Raw genomic sequence first — 17,592 nt, 5'->3', positions numbered from 1 at the left:
ACGGTCGTTACCCGGAATAGGAGTCACTGTTTGAGCCGTATGGCGAGTTTGACTCCTAGGCCAGGTGCTTTTAGAAAATTCTGACGCCCTTATAACTTCTTCATCGTAGAATCTTAGCCCGAAGCAGAATACCAAGTCTTTCTCATGGACCGGGGTAAACCACGATACTGCATTAAACAGCAACTCACTGATCTTCCCGGATATACCTCATCCACTCTTTAATCTCCTTCTCATGCCCATTCTCGCTTGGTACATAGAATTTTTCTCCGACGATCTCGTCCGGGAGATACTGTTGTTCTACATAATGGTGCGGATAATTATGTGCATATTTATATCCGATGCCGTGTCCCAGTTTCTGGGCTCCTTTATAGTGGGCATCCTGCAAGTGTGACGGAACCGTTGTCTTTGTGCGTTTCACGCTTGCCATTGCATCAAAGATTGCATTGCATGCGGCATTACTCTTTGGTGCAGTTGCTACATACGTGACTGCCTGAGAAAGAATGATCTGTGCTTCCGGCATACCGATTCGTTCGACTGCCTGGGAAGCAGATACGGCAACCGTAAGTGCCATCGGATCTGCATTTCCGACATCTTCCGATGCGCAGATCATGATACGTCTGGCTATGAACTTGATATCTTCTCCTGCGTATAACATTTTCGCAAGATAATACACTGCCGCATCTGGATCGGAGCCACGCATACTTTTGATAAATGCAGAGATCGTATCATAATGATTATCCCCGGTCTTATCGTATTTGACTACACGTTTCTGAATGCATTCGGATGCAACATCCAGTGTGATGCGAATCTTTCCGTCTGCACTTCGTTCTGTCGTCAGGATTCCAAGTTCGACTGCATTCAATGCACTTCTGGCATCTCCTCCGGAAATGTCTGCAAGAAATTCCAGTGCATCTTCATCGATCACTGCCTGGTAACTTCCCATACCTTTTACCGTATCATAGACTGCCCTTGTGATCAGTGTCTTGATGTCTTCTTTGGCAAGCGGCTGTAATTCAAAGATGCTCGATCTGGAAAGCAACGCCCCATTCACTTCAAAATACGGATTCTCTGTCGTTGCGCCGATCAGAATGATCGTACCGTCTTCTACAAACGGCAGCAGATAATCCTGCTGTCCTTTATTGAATCTATGGATCTCATCCACGAACAGGATTGTCTTCTTCCGGTACATTCCCTGCATCTCTTTTGCTTTGTTTATCACTTCTTCCATGTCCTTTTTACCCGCAGTCGTTGCGTTGATCTGGGTAAATTCCGCACTGGTCGTATTGGCAATGACTTTGGCGAGTGTGGTCTTTCCTGTTCCCGGAGGACCGTAGAAAATAACCGAACTTAATTTGTCAGCCTTGATCGCCCTGTAAAGTAATTTGTCCTTTCCGATAATGTGCTGCTGTCCGACTACTTCCTCTAATGTGGTCGGGCGCAGTCTGGATGCAAGCGGTGCCTCTTTTTCCATGTTCTGCTCCCGCATATAATCAAATAAATCCATTCTTTCATCTCCATTTATCTATGTAAATTTTCATTCATCAGATCTGATTCATAAATTCTGCGTTTTGAATCTAATTCATAATGAGTTCATCAACCGTTACAAATTCAAATCCTTCCTTCTGCAGGATATCTACAATACGCAGTGCCGCATTCACACTGGACTCATAACAGTCGTGCAGTAAAATGATATCATTTTCCTTTGCCTGCGTCACTACTTTATTGACAATTTCATCTTCATTATTCGTTGTCCAGTCCAGAGGATCTATCGTCCACATCACAGGCATAACATCCAGTTCCCACTCCAGCTTCTTCTGCCAGGCTCCGAACGGTGGTCGCATATAAGAGACTTCTTCTCCTGTGATCCCGGTAATCACTTCATTTGTCATCAGAATTTCTTCTTTTGCCGTCTCATCCGGTACACGTGTGATTTCTACATGGTGATACGTATGATTGCCGACCAGATGCCCTTCTTCCGATTCTCTCTTTACAAGTTCCGGCGTATTTTCTGCATTTTCCCCGATCAGGAAAAATGTTGCTTTTACATTCCGCTCTTTTAATCCATCCAGTAGTTTCGGTGTCCATGCCGGGCTTGGTCCGTCGTCAAATGTGATTGCAATCTTAGGGGCCTCTTTTATCATATTCGATGCCACATACTGAATGGCCTTTTCATTACTTGAATGGGTAGTTTCTGACAGTTCCTTATGAGTTTTTTTCACTCCCACAACAGCCTCATCTTCCAACTGCACCATCTTTGTCAGAAGAAAATAGATGCCTAATATATAAATCAGCAAAATTCCCGCCATTTTCATCCTGGTCCGTCGTTTGTATGTTATATCTGATTTGCAATCGATATTTGATTCCATGTCACACCCGCATAGCATTATTTCATTTTACTATATGCAGGGACAGGGAATTCCATACCCGGGTTCTTTTTCTGACCTTACTGCAATACGAAAAAGCTGCCATTGACATTTTCCTCTTGCATACTTTGGTATACAAAAGGCGCCAGAATTCTGACGCCTTGCTTTACCTTATATTTTTCTATATTATTTCTTACGTTTTCCCGGTACCGCTTTCTTTCCTGTACTCTTCTTATTCTTTTTCGATACAGGCTTCTTTTCTGCATTCTTCTTATTCTTTCTCGATACAGAAGCTTTTCTGACGCTCCATCCAAATGTTCCAAGTGAATCTCCCAATGTCAGATATTCTCCATGAGAATACGCCAGAAGTCCGGCTTTTCCAAGCTGTAATCTTCCCTTTTCATCCAGATATTCTTCTCCTACCTGAACAGCCTCTACTTTAGCCAGAAACATATGATGTGAGCCGAGTTCTTTGATCTCGGTTACTTTACACTCAATGTTCACCGGACATTCTTCTATGATCGGTGCATAGTCAAGCTTTGATGCTCTGCCGGCTGTCAGATGCATCTCTTTCCATTTATCAACATCACGACCGGAGCGTACTCCGCACCAGTCTGTTGCCTTTTTTAACTTTTCAGTTGTCAGATTTACTACGAACTCTCCGCTGTCTTTCAGAAGATCGTACGAATATCGCTCCGGTCTTACGGATATGTACAGCATTGCCGGATTCGTACATACCGTTCCGGTCCACGCAACCGTTATGATGTTCGATTTACCGGATTTATCTGCGGTACTTACCATCACGGCCGGGAGCGGATACAGCATATTTCCCGGTTTCCAGATCTGCTTTGCCATGTCTTTTTCCCCCGCTTTTTTCTACTGCTGTAATTCACTTACCAGAGTCGGTATCAGCTGTTTCTTTCTGGATACAACTCCCTTTAAGATCATCTTTTCGCTGTCTTCTTTCAGATCGAATGCATCAATGATATACTCTTTCGCTTTTGCGCCACAGCACAATAGTTCTGTCGATTCATCCAGAATATCCGTCAGCATAAAGAATACCATCTGTACTCCATTTTTCTCCAGTACTTCCGGCAGATATGGAGTCAGCATCTCTTTCACTTCCTGCAGTTCTTCTTTACTCATCGAATTCAGCTGTCCCACGCCAAATACCATATCATTTACTGTAAACTGCTTGAAATCCTGGAAACAGATATCTTCTGCCGTCTTTCCTGCAAGACTGCTTCCTGCCTTGAACATTGCCTGCGCCTGTTCTTCCAGATTGATTCCTGCAATCTTTCCAAGTTTCTTTGCAACTTTTTCATCCAGCGATGTGCAGGTCGGCGAGCGGAATAACAGTGTATCGGAAATGATTGCCGAACACAGAAGTCCTGCAATCGTTGGTGTGATCTCTACGTCGTTTTCTTTATACATCTGATATACGATCGTTGCCGTACATCCTACCGGCTGGTTTCTGAAAAATACAGGTCCCATCGTCTCGATATTTCCCAGTCTGTGATGATCAATGATCTCCACGATCTCAGCTTCCTCGATACCGTCTACTGCCTGATTCTTCTCGTTATGATCCACCAAGATCACTTTCTTTTTACTTACATTTAAGAAACGACGTCTTGATACGAATCCCTTAAACTTCCCATGCCGGTCGATAATCGGGAAATCACGGTATTTCTTCTTTGCCATAACTTCCTTAATATCTTCCACATAATCACTCATATGGAAACAAGTAAGTGGTGTCTTCGTCATAAAGCGCTTGACCGGAACGCTCTGGTTGATCAGTCTGGCTGCCGTAAATGTATCGTGCGGTGTACTGATGATTACCGTACTCTGCTCATCTGCACGTTTGATCACTTCTTCGGATACTTCCGCATTCTGGCAGACTACCATACAGCTTACATCAATATCAAGTGCACACATCTGTGATTCTACACGGTTTCCAAGGATCACCAGATCATCTTTTTCTATAAATTCCTGCATAAGCTCCGGACTTGATGCACCGATTGCTACTTTTCCTTTTGTAAAATATCCATGTTCGTTACCGGTTACCATCTCTCCATCCAGTGTATTCATGATGTTACGATACTGCGTTCTTGCTTTGGAAAGGATCATATTATCATATACATCCATATAAGATGTCGCAATGTCTCCGGTTGAAATAACACCCAGGAGCTCTTCATCTCTTAAAATCGGAAGTGTCTTGATGTTATTCTCCTTCATCTTTGTCCATGTATCTTTCAAAGATACATTCGGTCCTACACCATCTATCTGGTGGATATCCATATCTTTTACCTGTAATTTGACATTCTCCAGAAGATTTGGAACCTTCACTCCAAATTTCTGTAATACATAGTGTGTCTCTTCATTTATCTGACCGGCTCTTTTTGCAATATAATCATTACCGGTTATTTCTCTTTTTAAATTTGCATAGGCAATTGCTGAACAGATGGAATCCGTATCGGGATTCTTATGTCCCACAACGTATATTTTTCCTGCTTTCTTAGCCATATTTTCTCTTTCACATCCCTTTTTATATCATCTCTTAAGTATTAAGCTTGCCATCTTTTTAAGAATTCGTCAACCTTTATTTCTATGTATTTCGTATTTTTCTTTGAACAATATTATACTTCTATGCTATACTTAAGACAGTATAAAAGAACATTTTCAATTATGTTCTTAATAATAAGAAGGGAACTTAATACTATGAGCGAAGAATTATTACACGAAGAAACACAGAACGAAGGAACACCTGTTACAATGGCTGATCTTGAGGAACATTTTGACGATGCAAATCCATGGAATGTAGTAAAATCTTACATGGAAAAAGGTACTGTCCTTCCTGTAAAAGTAGAAGGGATTGTAAATGGCGGCGCCATTGCCATGGTTGAAGGTTTGCGTGGATTCATCCCGGCATCCAGATTATCTCTCTCCTATATCGAAGATCTTGAAACTTACCTGTTAAAAGATATTGAAGTCAAAGTCATCGATGTAGATGAAGCAAATAACCGTCTCGTACTCTCTGCACGCGAGATTCTCCAGGAAAAAGCAAGAAAGGAAAGAGAAGCTAAGATTGCCGCTGTCAAAGTTGGAAGCATCGTAACAGGCACTGTAGAAAGCCTTCAGAATTACGGAGCATTTGTAGATCTCGGCGACGGTCTCTCCGGTCTGGTACACATTTCCCAGATCAGCTTAAAACGAATCAAATCACCTGCTGATGTATTAAATGTCGGAGACGAAGTAACTGTAAAGATCATCGGAATAAAAGATGGCAAGATCAGCCTGAGTATGAAAGCTCTCGAAGAAGAGAAAAAAGAGGAAGAAGAAATCCATGTAGAGATCCCGAAGGCTGAAGAGATCGGTACAAGTCTTGGGGATTTATTCAAAGGGTTGAAATTAGATTAGTTTCTATTTAATCGATTAACAGAGTTGGCCTCTCGGTCCTTGAAGAACACAGTATATAGTCGTTCTTGTTCAGGTTCCGTGCACTAAGAAACAGTAAGAGCGCCAAAATAACCTAAAAACAAAGGAATTACGTTCACAACTCGTCCCTTTGGGACTCAAACAAGTTCACTACATTCCTTTAACGGTTATTTTGACGCTCTAACTGTTTCTAAACACACTCTACATTCACTAGAACGGCTATTTTTTATAACCTTTACGTATAATCGGAAAATTATAATATAAGCCTTGATTTTCCAGTGCTTCTATACACTTCCGGATTCACCTTCTCCAAATCCCGCAGCCACACTTCCGAGCAAGCATCACTCGGCATTCTCCAGTCTCCTCTAGGAGATAATGCCACGGTTCCAACCTTCGGGCCATCCGGCAGACAGGAGCGTTTGAACTGCTGGATAAAGAATCTTCTGCAGAATGTGTATAACCATTTGTAGATGGTTGCATCATCATATTCACCCTCAAATGCATAACGTGCGATACGGTAGATCTTACTTGGTTCATAGCTGAATCTCAACAGATAATATAAGAAGAAATCATGTAATTCATAAGGGCCGACCAGATCTTCTGTCTTCTGCGCAATCTCGCCGTCTTTTGGCGGAAGGAGTTCCGGGCTGACCGGTGTATCCAGCACATCGTACAGTACTTCTTTCAACTCCTGATCTTCACAGGTATCTGCATAATAATGTACAAGGTGACGTACCAGCGTCTTCGGAACAGATGCATTCACTCCATACATAGACATATGGTCTCCGTTATAAGTTGCCCATCCAAGTGCAAGTTCAGACATATCTCCTGTTCCGATCACGATTCCTCCTGTCTGATTTGCTACATCCATCAATACCTGAGTTCTCTCTCTTGCCTGAGAATTTTCATAGGTTACACTATGATCCTCCGGATCATGCCCGATATCTTTAAAATGCTGTTCGACCGCTGCCCCTACCGGGATTTCCCGCAGTGTTGCTCCGAGCTTTACTGACATCTTGCATGCATTCTGATAAGTTCTGTCCGTAGTTCCAAAACAAGGCATCGTCACAGCTACAATTCCACTACGATCCATTCCTAATGCGTCAAATGCTTTTGCTGACACCAACAGTGCCAGCGTAGAATCCAGACCTCCCGAAATACCAACGACTGCACTTTTGGCATGTGCATGTGCCAGACGTTTTTTCAGCCCCATAGCCTGAATCGTCAGAATTTCTTCACAACGCAAGTTTCTCTCTGCCATCACACTTGGCACAAATGGTCTGGATGCAAATCTTCTTGTAAGCTCTGTTTCCTCTACATGGATCTCAAACGGAATACGGATCAGTGTCCTCTCTTTTTCCGTCTGGAATGTTGTATTCTTGCGGCGCTCACTTAATAAACGTTTTACATCTATCTCTGTATAGATCACTTCATTTGAGAAACGATTGCTGGATGCAAGTGTCGTTCCATTCTCTGCAATAATATTATGTCCTCCAAATACCAGATCTGTCGTAGACTCTCCTTCTCCGGCATTGGCATAAATGTATCCACAGATCAATCTTGCCGACTGCCCTTCGATCAGGCTCTCGCGATAAGCCGCCTTACCGATTGTCTCATCGCTTGCCGAACAGTTAACGATTACTGTAGCACCTTCTCTTGCTGCAAGTGTACTTGGCGGGATCGGAGACCACACATCTTCACAGATCTCTGCCGAAACGACCAGTTCCTCCATCTGTTCTGCCACAAATAGGAGCTGTGGCCCGAATGGAATTTTCTTTCCATCTAATGTAATCCACCTTGCCATTTCCGGTCCCGGACGGAATTGACGCATCTCATAAAATTCCCCATAATTCGGAAGAAATGTCTTTGTCGTAAGTCCCAGAATATTTCCACGATTTAACGCAGCCGCAACATTATAAAGTTCTCCGTCTACAGCAAGCGGGACACCTATAAATATGAGTGCATCCTTTTCTTTTGTATAATCTGCAATCTTAAATAAAGCTTCTTTTGCCTCTTTCAGTAATATATCCTGCATAAAAAGATCACTACAGGTATATCCCGTCACACACAACTCCGGAAATACAATGACTTTTGCCCCGTTTGCAACTGTCTCGTCGATCATTTTACAGATATTTTCTGTATTATAAGCAACATCTGCCACTCTGATATCCGGGGTCGCAGCCGCTGCTTTTACAAATCCGTCTTTCATGACTCTTTCTCCTTATCGTTTACAACGTTTTAAGATATCTTTCAGTTCATCTACCGTATATTTGTATGCGGTATTACAGAAATGACATTTTACTTCGATATCCTTCCCTTCATCGATCATATCCTGGATTTCTTTCTTTCCAACACTGATCACGGCTTTTTCTACACGTTCTTTTGAACAGTTACAATAGAATCTTGTCGGCATAGTGTCTGTAATTTCCAGGCCCAGATTTCCCAGCAGAATCTCCAGGATCTGCTCCGGTGTTTCTCCTTTTTTCAGATGATCTGTTACTGATGTTATGTTTTTTAAATTTTCTTCAATCTGACTGATCGTCTCTTCTTTGGCAAATGGCATCATCTGAATGATAAAGCCACCGGCACATTCTACCGTATTATCTTTTTCCATCAGTACACCAAGGCCTACCGAAGATGGTACCTGTTCTGAATTGGCAAAATAATACGTCAGATCTTCTGCTATCTCACTGGATACAAGAATTGTCTGTCCGGAATATGGTTCCTTTAATCCCATGTCTTTTATAACCTGTAAAAGACCGATTCCAACAGCACCTCCCACATCAAGCTTTCCATTCTTTGGCGGCAGCATAACATCCGGATTATTAACATATCCTTTGACATCACCTTTACTGTCTGCGGTAACGGTGATACCACCGAGCGGTCCGTCTCCTCTTACCTGCAGTGTCAGCATATCTGTCTCATTTTTCATCATGCTTCCCATCATCGCTCCTGCTGTCAGTAATCTTCCCAGTGCCGCTGTCGCAACCGGGCTGGTATTATGATGTTCTCTGGCCGTTTCTACCAGTTCTTTTGTTGTCGCAGCAAAGGCTCTTACCTGCCCTTCCGCTGCTGTTGCTCTTACAATATAATCTTTCATATGTGTATTCCCTTCTTTATTATTTCTGTCTATTTTCCATATTCTCTTGCGATCACTGTAATCCGTTCGCTTGTATACATCGGTGCTTTCTTCGTATACGCATCATATGCTGCAACGAATTTCAGTCCTGCTTTTTCTAACAATCCGCGCATTTCCCGCAATGTATATGCCTTTTGGAAATGGCTCTCCTGATATTTTCTGTACAGAGACGCCTCTTCATCCTCACGTACAAATAAAGTCAGTTCATATTCATTGATCATTGATGTATGATTGTAATAATTTTCCCAGATAAAACTGCATTCATCCCTGTCTTCCGCGATTACCTGATTTCCCAGCACTTCTCTGTACTTATATTCTGTATTAAAATCAAAAATAAAAATACCTTGCGGATCCAGATAATTATTGACCAGACGGAATACTTCCTGCAGTTCATTCTTTTCTGTCACATAATTGACACAATCACAGACACTGACTATTGCTCTCACAGTTCCGTACAGTTCAAACTCCTGCATATTCTGCAACAGATAAAGGATATCATGGCCACTCTCAATCCTTTTCTCCATGGCAATCTCCAGCATATCTTCGGAATTATCTACTCCGATCATATCATACCCTTTTTCAGCCAGGAGTTCTGTCATACTTCCGGTCCCGCATCCCAGTTCCAGAACCAGTCCGTCTTTTACTCCGTATTCTTTTAATCTGTCTTCCAGATAATCCGCCCATTCTTCATACGGCACATTATCCATAAATGTATCATAAACCTCGGCAAAACTTGTATATGCCTCCATGTATAATCTCCTTTTTCATACGTATTTAACATTTCTATTATATCGGTATTCTATTAAAAAGGCAATACGAAGAAAATATGACCAACAGTCAATTTTGTTTGACTTCTTATTTCTGATTTGCTATACTTATTATGTTGAGATATTTATTTCAGTATCTGTACAAAACTACTCTAAGCAATTTGTACAAAAAGTTATAAAAGGAAGTCTGATTACTCATGGGAAGAGTCGAGGAAAATAAAAAAAAGAAAAAGGAAGCACTCTTTCGCACTGCATATGAATTATTTACCACCAAAGGGATCAATTCAACCGCCATTTCTGACATTGTTGAAAAAGCAGGTGTAGCGAAAGGAACTTTCTATCTGTATTTTAAAGATAAGTATGACATCAAAAATAAGCTGATTGCTCACAAAACCAAAGAATTATTTGATCATGCGGAAATTGCTCTGGAGCACTCCGGCATCACCGGACTTGAAGACCAGCTGATTTTTATCATTGATGACATCATTAATATTTTAGTAAATAATAAGCCTTTGCTGAACTTTATTTCAAAAAATCTTGTAATGGGTGCATTAAAATCTGCTTTCTGGGCCGAAGACGAAGGTGACAAAATCTTCTATGAACGATACCTGGAGCTGGTAGAAGCCGATGAACACGAATATCAGGATATTGACATTATGCTATTCACTATTCTGGAATTGGCTGGTTCCACCGGATACAATTCTATACTGTTTGAAGAACCTGTATCTATCGAAAAGTACAAGCCATTTCTTTATCGAACCGTCCGTCTGATCATTCAAAGTCATAGAAAATAGTGCGCATAGTCTGAGCCGTTTCTTACGAGTGCATGACAATTTATAAAGCAGAATCCGCAGTGTAGTATGTAACATAAATATCTTTTTATGTTTCTGCAAACAAATTTGTGTTACATACTACACTGCGGATTTTATTGTCTGGTAGTTTCTTTATGATTCACACGATTACTTATACTGCGTAAGCAATTCTTTCATAGCCTTATCGGTTCCCTTCACAGATCCCTGAACCATCTCCGGCTTTCCACCACCGCGTCCTTCAAACGCGACGTTTAATGCTTTGCTGATCGGGCGTACATCCTCACTCCTGCTTCCGATTACATATCGATAACCGTCCGTATCTGTTCCGGCAAATACCGCACAGATCACTGCGCCTTTATCAAGCAGCCTGTTCATCATTTCTCTTGGAAGATTACCGGACAATGCGCTGTCGAATACAGTCACAATCTTCTCTTCTACCGGAATCTCTGCCACACGAAATTCCAGGAGTTTCTGCTGTAATTCTGCGATCTGGCTCTTCATACGTGTCTGCTCATCTTTAAGCTTACCAACCGCATCTGCCACTTCATATTCTTTTGCACATAACAGTGCCGAGATTTCTTTTGTCATGGCATCTTTTTTCTCATAATCCCGCATTGCACGTCTTCCGCAGAGCATTGTGATACGCTCACCGCCTTTATAATTGGCCATGCTTACCAGCTTGACAGCTCCGATCTCACCGGTCGTCTTCACATGTGGCGCACAGCATGCACACACATCATAACCTGGGATCTTTACAATACGTACCTGACCCTCAATCTCGATCTTGCTGCGATAATCCATATCTTTCAGCTCATCCTTCGACGGATAAAGAATCTCGATTTCAAGATCCTGATATACTGCCTCATTTGCCGCTGCCTCAATCTCTTTCAACTGTTCTTTACTGATCGTACCATCAAAATCCATTGTACAGTAATCGGCCCCCAGATGAAAACCGACATTGTTATATCCAAATCTTTCATGCACGATACCGGATACAATATGCTCCCCGGTATGCTGCTGCATCTTTTCAAAACGTTCTTCCCAGTTGATCTTTCCGGTCACAATACTTCCCACTTCCAATGGTTCAGTCGTATAATGATAGATCACATCGTCTTTTTCATGCACATCTGTAACGTTCACGGTTCCCAGAACTCCTGTATCTGCATACTGACCGCCGCCTTCCGGGAAGAATACCGTCTGGTCCAGTACCACACGGTAGCCATCCTTTGCTTCTTCACAGGAAATTACTTTTGCTGTAAATTCGGTTCTGTGACTGTCCTCATAAAATAATTTCTCTGTCATCCTACTTACATCCTTTCCGGTGCTTCAAATCCAAGTACGTCAATACATCCTTCCAGTACATCTTTTGTTACTTTCAGAAGTGCAATATAACTCTTCTGTTTCTCAGCGTTTTCTTCACCCAGAATCTTTGTCTCATGGTAGAAACGGTTAAATGCATTTGCAAGATCATAAATATATGCACAGATCTTATGCGGTGCAAGGTCCTGGAACGCATTTGCGATCACATCGTTATATTTAGCTGCTTCAAGCATCAGTGCTTTCTCGCAGTCCGCATGTGCTTCCTGTACCTTTAATCCATCCAGGCTGTTTCCCTGTGCCTGATATTTATGCAGGATTGATTTAATACGAACGATCGTATAGAGAATATACGGACCTGTATTACCTTCAAATGAAATAAATCTGTCCACATCAAAAACATAATCTTTTGATGCCTGATTTGAAAGATCTCCGTATTTAAGTGCAGCTACTCCGATCATATTAGCTGTCTTTCTTGCTTCTTCTTCTTCAATCGCATGATTTTCAGAAATTTTCTTATACATCTTCTCCGCAGTTTCCGAAATCAGTGTCTCCAGGCGCATAACTCCGCCTTCTCTTGTCTTAAACGGCTTACCATCTTTTCCATTCATAGTGCCAAATCCAAGGAATTTCAATTCAGTCTCTGCCGGAACGATTCCTGTCTTTTTCGCAGAACGGAATACCTGTGTAAAATGAAGTTCCTGACGTTTATCAACAACATAGATAACCTTATCCGGATGATAATCTTCGACACGCTGTACCAGTGTAGCAAGATCGGTTGTCCCATACAGTGAAGCTCCATCTGATTTCTGAATCATACATGGAGGGATCTCTTTTGTGTCAGTCTCCTCCTGCACATCAATAACCAGAGCCCCCTGATCTTCATGCGCAAATCCGTCTTTTTTCAACTTATCGATCATGTCAGGAATATATGCCTGTGCATCAGACTCTCCCTTCCAGAGATCAAAACTTACATTTAGATTTGCATAATTTCTTTTCAGATCAGATACAGATACATTGATAATATGATTCCAGATTGCACGATATCCTCTATGTCCATTCTGTAACAGATATGTTGCATGTAATGCATTCTCTCTGTAAGCATCATCTTCTTTCGCCTTACCACTTGCTGTTGGATAGATCTCTTCCAACTCGCTGATAGTAAACGGTGCTTCTTTTGGATATTCTCCTTCAAAAGATTCATCAAAATATGGCAGCTCTGGTTTTCTTTCTTTTAACTCTGTGATGATCAGTCCCATCTGATATCCCCAGTCGCCAAGATGGATATCTCCAAGAACCTCATGTCCCATTTTTCTCGCAATTCGTTTAACGCTTTCCCCGATAATTGCAGAACGCAGATGTCCTACATGCAGTGGTTTTGCCACATTCGGTCCGCCGTAATCCACAACGATCATCTCAGGGTTCTCTGCCTTCTGAATACCAAGATCTTCTGCTTCTTCCATCTGGTTCAGATAATCTGCAACAAATGCTTTTTTCAGTCTGATATTGATAAATCCCGGCTTTACAACCTCTACCTCTTCCATACATGCGCTGTCCTTTAACAGGGCAACTACATCCTCTGCGATCATGAACGGTGCCTTTTTATAAGCTTTTGCTCCCGCCATTGCACCGTTACACTGGTATTCACAAAGATCCGGACGATTTGATAATGTTACTTTTCCGTAAGCTCTGTCATAACCTGCTTTTTCAAATGCATCCGCAAGTTCTTCTGCAATATAATCAATGATTTTCTTCACTTTGTATCTCCTCCATTCATCCTTTTATGATATCTGATATTTCCAGAGTTTTCTAATTTCCTATGGAATTCTCATATGCATCCTTCAGCTCATCCAGCGCCTCCTTCAAAAGTGCGTCTGAATCAACTGCTTTCTGATAAGACTCCTGCGTCTGATTCATCAGAGCCTGTACGTCTTCATGTTCTGCGATCCGGTTAATATATTCCCGGATTTCTTTTTTCTTTACTTGCTGAGTTATCTGGTAATTTCCCTGAGAATCCTTTTTGACATACAATGTTCCAAGTCCGGGAACCTCTGTATATATATCTTTGATCTTCATATCATATCTGACGAACGCCACATATGTATCTTTGTACTTTCCGGATTTTGTATAGATTTTAAAATGATCATACATCTCCACAAATTCCGTATCGGCCTTCTTTTCTGTATAGTAATCTTTTACTGCCTTTATCATCTGTTCATCCGTCTCTTCTTTCAGTGGATTCGTCTGCATATTTTCGCAGCCACCGTTTACCAGAACTACTTTCTGTGAACTGACGAATTGTTCTGTCTTCTGTACTTTCTTTTCTTTCTCTTTAGTGAGTCCGAATCCGAGAATTCCTACAAGTAGAACAAGCGAAAACAACACCAGAATAAATACCAGTCTTTTATATCTGTTCTTCCTTGTCAGGACCTCATGAATCTTTACTTTCATAAGACTCCCTCCATACAAGACCCGCCACCGACAGTTCATTATGAACACATGGCGATAGAAAATAGTAAAAAAAGTACACACCCGGGCGGATTCGAACCGCCGCTCCCGCCTCCGGAGGGCGGTGCTCTATCCCCTGAGCTACGGGTGCGTATACAATTACCATATGAAATTGCCTTAGTCATATTAACACATCTTTGAACTAAAGTAAAGGAAATGCTTTCGACTTTTCTCGCATTTCCTTCACTTTTTCTACTTTTCTTACTTAAAAGAGCAGTTTTCCCGTATCGCATTCATAATAATATGCTCTGTTCGAAAGCACTTCTTCCTCTTCTACCTGCGTCTCATTGATCTCTTCAATCATCTCACACAATTCTTCCTTCCCAGGAGCTTCGCTTTCTGCCACGATGATCGTCTCATGTACGCTGCTTGGAAGTATATAATAGTTTTCTTCCAATTCTTCGCCAATTTTTCTAAGCAGATCCGGATACATCATCGCACATGCTCCGTAACTTCTCATAACATTACTTAGAATATACATTTTCCCCGTCTGTTCTTCTATTTCTCTTCCAATTTCCAAAAGTTCCATGATCACAGAACGCATTGTCGAAAAATCATATGGTAATAATTTCTGTGTATTCTTGCATGCCCGATAATAAATATCCTCCTCCGATACCTTCCACATCTTAAGATGTTCTCTTCTCACCAGCATAGAGGCCATTCCATATTCATCCATCTCCAGCAGCACATAATACACGATGGCAAGATCAAGATATTCCTTATACGGGACATCCTCAAGAAGCTTCCGATTCCGTTCCCGGTTAACCAGACGATATATGATTCTTCCTTTCACGAAATCATAACTTTTTACTTTTTCACCTTCTTTCCAGGAATTCTGGAAACGTATTTTTTCATACAACGATAAGATATCTTTCACTATCAATTCCAGTGGATAGCCTCTTTTGAATTGTTGAAAATATTCTTCCAGATATATTGTCGGTGATATATTAATACCATTCTCAGAAATCATAATTCCTGTCCGTTTCACACCATTATTTTTTATATTCGTATGAACGCTTATTTTTCTTTCTTCTTTCACCTCTTTCTTTATTTTTTCTTCTACTGCGTGGATAAACTGATAATATGTCATAGAACTCCTTCCTATCCAGCAATATTCAAAAACTGTTGTCTGAAATATGCGGTGATTCAACCGCCCGAAATAAATAGAATTATTTAAGAAATATTATGGTATTTAGATTATAAAAAAGCCCTGCAAAAAATGCAAGGCTTTTTATAAAAATCATAAAACAAATTTTATGCTCTTGAAAGATATGCTCCTGTACGGGTATCAATCTTGATTGTCTCGCCCTGATCAACGAACAGTGGAACGTTAACCTTAGCGCCAGTCTCAACGATAGCCGGTTTTGTAGCGCCTGTAGCTGTGTTACCTTTTACACCTGGCTCTGTCTCTGTTACAACTAATTCTACGCTGAGCGGTGGATCGATCGCGAACGCATTTCCCTGATAGAAGCTGATTGTTACTTCTTCATTCTCTTTTACAAATTTCATAGAATCTGCTGCATCCTCTGCGCTGATCATGATCTGTTCAAATGTCTCATTGTCCATGTAGTTGTAGAACTCACCATCGTTATACAGATACTGCATTTTCTTTCTCTCGATATGAGCCTGTTCAAATGTCTCTGTTGGACGGAATGTTGTCTCTACCACACCACCGTCAATAATATTTTTCATTTTAACACGCACGAATGCTGCACCTTTACCAGGTTTTACATGCATGAAATCGATAACCTGACATACTTTTCCGTCAACTTCGATTGTTACACCATTACGGATGTCTCCTGCTGAAACTTTAGCCATTACCTTATCCTCCTTAAATCGCGTATACACGCTTACGTAATTTCATCTCATATTATTCTATAATACATGATATTATTTTTCAACCTTTTTTTCGCACTGTAAACTTTTCTTATAAAAATGCAGCACGATTTTTTCCAGATAGCGTTTTAAAACAATCTGGATTTCCTCCTTCGGATGTATCGGTTTTACCAGAATATTCGGGATCCCGGCACGTTTTGCTCCCCACACATCGGTAAAAAGCTGGTCTCCGATAAATACCGTACTGTCTCTGTCCGTGCCCATGATCTCCATCGCCTTTAAATAATTTCTGATGGATGGTTTATGCGCATTATAGACATAATCCACCTGGATATCTTTGTTGAACATCTCCACTCTCGGTTTCTGATTATTGGAGATCAGACAACACCGAAAGCCAATCGACTTCAGTCTTTTGAACAAAGCTCTGGCCCTTTCATCTGCCGGTGCCCCGTGCGGAACTAATGTATTATCAATATCAAAGATCAGTCCACGTACACCTTCTTTATATAATCCTTCAAAATCAATCACATATGTAGATGCCACATAGCGATCCGGGAAAAATTTATCAAACATACTATTCTTCTGACTCCTGCAGACGCTGAACCAGTTCCTCACAAATCTGAAGGACTGTCTTATCATCTGTATTGATTACGATATCTGCTGCCGCTTCATATTTCTCACGACGCTGTTCCATAAGTTCTGAAATGCCTTTGACATTCTTTCTTCCATTTAATACCGGTCTGTCATTACTGTCTTTGACACGTTCGTAAATGGTCTCCGGTGTAGCGGTAAGAAGAACCACTCTTCCGTTCTTCTTCATCTCTGCCACATTTCTCTCTCTTAAGGCTGCGCCACCACCACATGAGATAACTGCATTCTTATGTGACTGCATCTCAATCAGAAGATTTGTCTCCAGATCACGGAAGTACTCTTCGCCATATGTAGCAAAGATATCCGAAATACTCATCTCTTCACGTTCTGCAATCACCTGATCCATCTCTACAATATCCATATCGAACATCGTGCTTAAGTAATCAGAGATAGTTGTCTTACCTGCTCCCATAAATCCGATCAGTACAATATTATAATCAAAGAGTTTTCTTGCCTGGATTCTCTTACTGTTGCGTAAAATGCAGCCAAATACATCAAAGATTTCTTCTTTATATCTGTTATCTGACAGCTTTTCCTCCAGACGTTTCTTCTGCTTTTCTTCCTGCTGTGGCTGTAAGATTGGCATACCATATTCTTCTTTATATGCCATGATCTTTTCAATAATAGAATTACGTTCTACCAACGCATCAATAATCTTATCATCGCATAAAGCTAATTGCTCTCTGTACATCTCCAAATCATTCATGTCCTGTACTCTCCTATTAAAAAATAAAACTTTCGTCTAATATACTCACGTATTATAG

The 17,592-nt window shown here is 41.2% G+C and carries 16 protein-coding genes and 1 tRNA gene; 2 read left to right on the top strand and 15 right to left on the bottom strand.

The window, feature by feature from the left end:
- Positions 1-184: 184 nt before the first annotated feature.
- The 4 genes from NCY30_RS08585 to NCY30_RS08570 form a co-directional block, all read right to left on the bottom strand.
- Complete coding sequence (locus tag NCY30_RS08585; RefSeq protein ID WP_006427040.1) at positions 185-1,504, bottom strand: replication-associated recombination protein A; 1,320 nt, start codon at positions 1,502-1,504, stop codon at positions 185-187.
- A 70-nt stretch (positions 1,505-1,574) separates the two neighbouring features.
- On the bottom strand, positions 1,575-2,366 hold the full coding sequence (locus NCY30_RS08580) for a polysaccharide deacetylase family protein (protein ID WP_250818632.1): 792 nt from the start codon (positions 2,364-2,366) through the stop codon (positions 1,575-1,577).
- Positions 2,367-2,549: 183 nt separating this feature from the next.
- Entirely contained in the window at positions 2,550-3,218 is a 669-nt protein-coding gene (locus NCY30_RS08575) for a flavin reductase family protein (protein WP_006427042.1), read from the bottom strand.
- Positions 3,219-3,239: 21 nt separating this feature from the next.
- Positions 3,240-4,886 (bottom strand): putative manganese-dependent inorganic diphosphatase, encoded by a 1,647-nt coding sequence (locus NCY30_RS08570; protein WP_006427043.1) that lies wholly within the window; start codon positions 4,884-4,886, stop codon positions 3,240-3,242.
- Between the two features lie 195 nt (positions 4,887-5,081).
- Here NCY30_RS08570 and NCY30_RS08565 point away from each other — a divergent pair, with 195 nt between their 5' ends.
- Positions 5,082-5,780 carry a S1 RNA-binding domain-containing protein gene (locus NCY30_RS08565; RefSeq protein ID WP_044919788.1) on the top strand — a complete coding sequence of 233 codons (699 nt, stop codon included), beginning with the start codon at positions 5,082-5,084 and terminating at the stop codon, positions 5,778-5,780.
- Between the two features lie 271 nt (positions 5,781-6,051).
- On the opposite strand, the gene NCY30_RS08560 is transcribed toward NCY30_RS08565, so the two are convergent.
- The 3 genes from NCY30_RS08560 to NCY30_RS08550 are packed head-to-tail and all read right to left on the bottom strand — an operon-like array spanning position 6,052 to position 9,686.
- Positions 6,052-8,007 carry an NAD(+) synthase gene (locus NCY30_RS08560; RefSeq protein ID WP_250818631.1) on the bottom strand — a complete coding sequence of 652 codons (1,956 nt, stop codon included), beginning with the start codon at positions 8,005-8,007 and terminating at the stop codon, positions 6,052-6,054.
- 12 nt (positions 8,008-8,019) lie between these two features.
- Positions 8,020-8,898, bottom strand: a complete 879-nt coding sequence (hslO, locus tag NCY30_RS08555; RefSeq protein WP_022415390.1) for an Hsp33 family molecular chaperone HslO — start codon at positions 8,896-8,898, stop codon at positions 8,020-8,022.
- Between the two features lie 29 nt (positions 8,899-8,927).
- On the bottom strand, positions 8,928-9,686 hold the full coding sequence (locus tag NCY30_RS08550) for a class I SAM-dependent DNA methyltransferase (RefSeq protein ID WP_006427047.1): 759 nt from the start codon (positions 9,684-9,686) through the stop codon (positions 8,928-8,930).
- 215 nt (positions 9,687-9,901) lie between these two features.
- Here NCY30_RS08550 and NCY30_RS08545 point away from each other — a divergent pair, with 215 nt between their 5' ends.
- A complete protein-coding gene (locus NCY30_RS08545; protein WP_139009673.1) occupies positions 9,902-10,498 on the top strand; it encodes a TetR/AcrR family transcriptional regulator in 597 nt (198 codons plus the stop codon).
- 165 nt (positions 10,499-10,663) lie between these two features.
- Here the strand turns inward: NCY30_RS08545 and NCY30_RS08540 are convergent, their stop codons facing one another.
- The 8 genes from NCY30_RS08540 to NCY30_RS08505 form a co-directional block, all read right to left on the bottom strand.
- Entirely contained in the window at positions 10,664-11,818 is a 1,155-nt protein-coding gene (locus tag NCY30_RS08540) for an alanyl-tRNA editing protein (protein ID WP_250818630.1), read from the bottom strand.
- Positions 11,819-11,823: 5 nt separating this feature from the next.
- Entirely contained in the window at positions 11,824-13,590 is a 1,767-nt protein-coding gene (argS, locus tag NCY30_RS08535; protein ID WP_044919791.1) for an arginine--tRNA ligase, read from the bottom strand.
- 52 nt (positions 13,591-13,642) lie between these two features.
- Positions 13,643-14,284 (bottom strand): hypothetical protein, encoded by a 642-nt coding sequence (locus NCY30_RS08530; protein WP_250818629.1) that lies wholly within the window; start codon positions 14,282-14,284, stop codon positions 13,643-13,645.
- A gap of 76 nt (positions 14,285-14,360) precedes the next feature.
- Positions 14,361-14,432, bottom strand: a tRNA-Arg gene (locus tag NCY30_RS08525).
- A gap of 114 nt (positions 14,433-14,546) precedes the next feature.
- Entirely contained in the window at positions 14,547-15,431 is an 885-nt protein-coding gene (locus NCY30_RS08520; protein WP_006427053.1) for a DUF5688 family protein, read from the bottom strand.
- Positions 15,432-15,595: 164 nt separating this feature from the next.
- Positions 15,596-16,159 (bottom strand): elongation factor P, encoded by a 564-nt coding sequence (gene efp, locus NCY30_RS08515; RefSeq protein ID WP_006427054.1) that lies wholly within the window; start codon positions 16,157-16,159, stop codon positions 15,596-15,598.
- A gap of 72 nt (positions 16,160-16,231) precedes the next feature.
- On the bottom strand, positions 16,232-16,750 hold the full coding sequence (locus NCY30_RS08510) for a YqeG family HAD IIIA-type phosphatase (protein WP_006427055.1): 519 nt from the start codon (positions 16,748-16,750) through the stop codon (positions 16,232-16,234).
- A gap of 1 nt (position 16,751) precedes the next feature.
- Complete coding sequence (locus tag NCY30_RS08505) at positions 16,752-17,534, bottom strand: shikimate kinase (RefSeq protein WP_006427056.1); 783 nt, start codon at positions 17,532-17,534, stop codon at positions 16,752-16,754.
- Between the last annotated feature and the right edge of the window lie 58 nt (positions 17,535-17,592).

It is taken from the genome of Dorea sp. MB18-49 (genome assembly GCF_023669465.1).
Taxonomy (GTDB): Bacteria; Bacillota; Clostridia; order Lachnospirales; family Lachnospiraceae; genus Dorea_A; species Dorea_A longicatena.
Note: the sequence above shows the minus strand (reverse complement) of the source record. Positions and strands in the feature narration are given on the sequence as shown.

Excerpts from the sequence above, each read along its gene's own strand:
- NCY30_RS08545 (WP_139009673.1), top strand. The coding sequence starts at position 9,902 with ATGGGAAGAGTCGAGGAAAATAAAAAAAAGAAAAAGGAAGCACTCTTT.
- NCY30_RS08560 (WP_250818631.1), bottom strand. The coding sequence starts at position 8,007 with ATGAAAGACGGATTTGTAAAAGCAGCGGCTGCGACCCCGGATATCAGA.
- NCY30_RS08570 (WP_006427043.1), bottom strand. The coding sequence starts at position 4,886 with ATGGCTAAGAAAGCAGGAAAAATATACGTTGTGGGACATAAGAATCCC.
- NCY30_RS08585 (WP_006427040.1), bottom strand. The coding sequence starts at position 1,504 with ATGGATTTATTTGATTATATGCGGGAGCAGAACATGGAAAAAGAGGCA.
- NCY30_RS08505 (WP_006427056.1), bottom strand. The coding sequence starts at position 17,534 with ATGAATGATTTGGAGATGTACAGAGAGCAATTAGCTTTATGCGATGAT.
- NCY30_RS08540 (WP_250818630.1), bottom strand. The coding sequence starts at position 11,818 with ATGACAGAGAAATTATTTTATGAGGACAGTCACAGAACCGAATTTACA.
- hslO (WP_022415390.1), bottom strand. The coding sequence starts at position 8,898 with ATGAAAGATTATATTGTAAGAGCAACAGCAGCGGAAGGGCAGGTAAGA.
- efp (WP_006427054.1), bottom strand. The coding sequence starts at position 16,159 with ATGGCTAAAGTTTCAGCAGGAGACATCCGTAATGGTGTAACAATCGAA.
- NCY30_RS08510 (WP_006427055.1), bottom strand. The coding sequence starts at position 16,750 with ATGTTTGATAAATTTTTCCCGGATCGCTATGTGGCATCTACATATGTG.
- NCY30_RS08520 (WP_006427053.1), bottom strand. The coding sequence starts at position 15,431 with ATGACATATTATCAGTTTATCCACGCAGTAGAAGAAAAAATAAAGAAA.
- NCY30_RS08530 (WP_250818629.1), bottom strand. The coding sequence starts at position 14,284 with ATGAAAGTAAAGATTCATGAGGTCCTGACAAGGAAGAACAGATATAAA.
- NCY30_RS08575 (WP_006427042.1), bottom strand. The coding sequence starts at position 3,218 with ATGGCAAAGCAGATCTGGAAACCGGGAAATATGCTGTATCCGCTCCCG.
- NCY30_RS08550 (WP_006427047.1), bottom strand. The coding sequence starts at position 9,686 with ATGGAGGCATATACAAGTTTTGCCGAGGTTTATGATACATTTATGGAT.
- NCY30_RS08565 (WP_044919788.1), top strand. The coding sequence starts at position 5,082 with ATGAGCGAAGAATTATTACACGAAGAAACACAGAACGAAGGAACACCT.
- NCY30_RS08580 (WP_250818632.1), bottom strand. The coding sequence starts at position 2,366 with ATGGAATCAAATATCGATTGCAAATCAGATATAACATACAAACGACGG.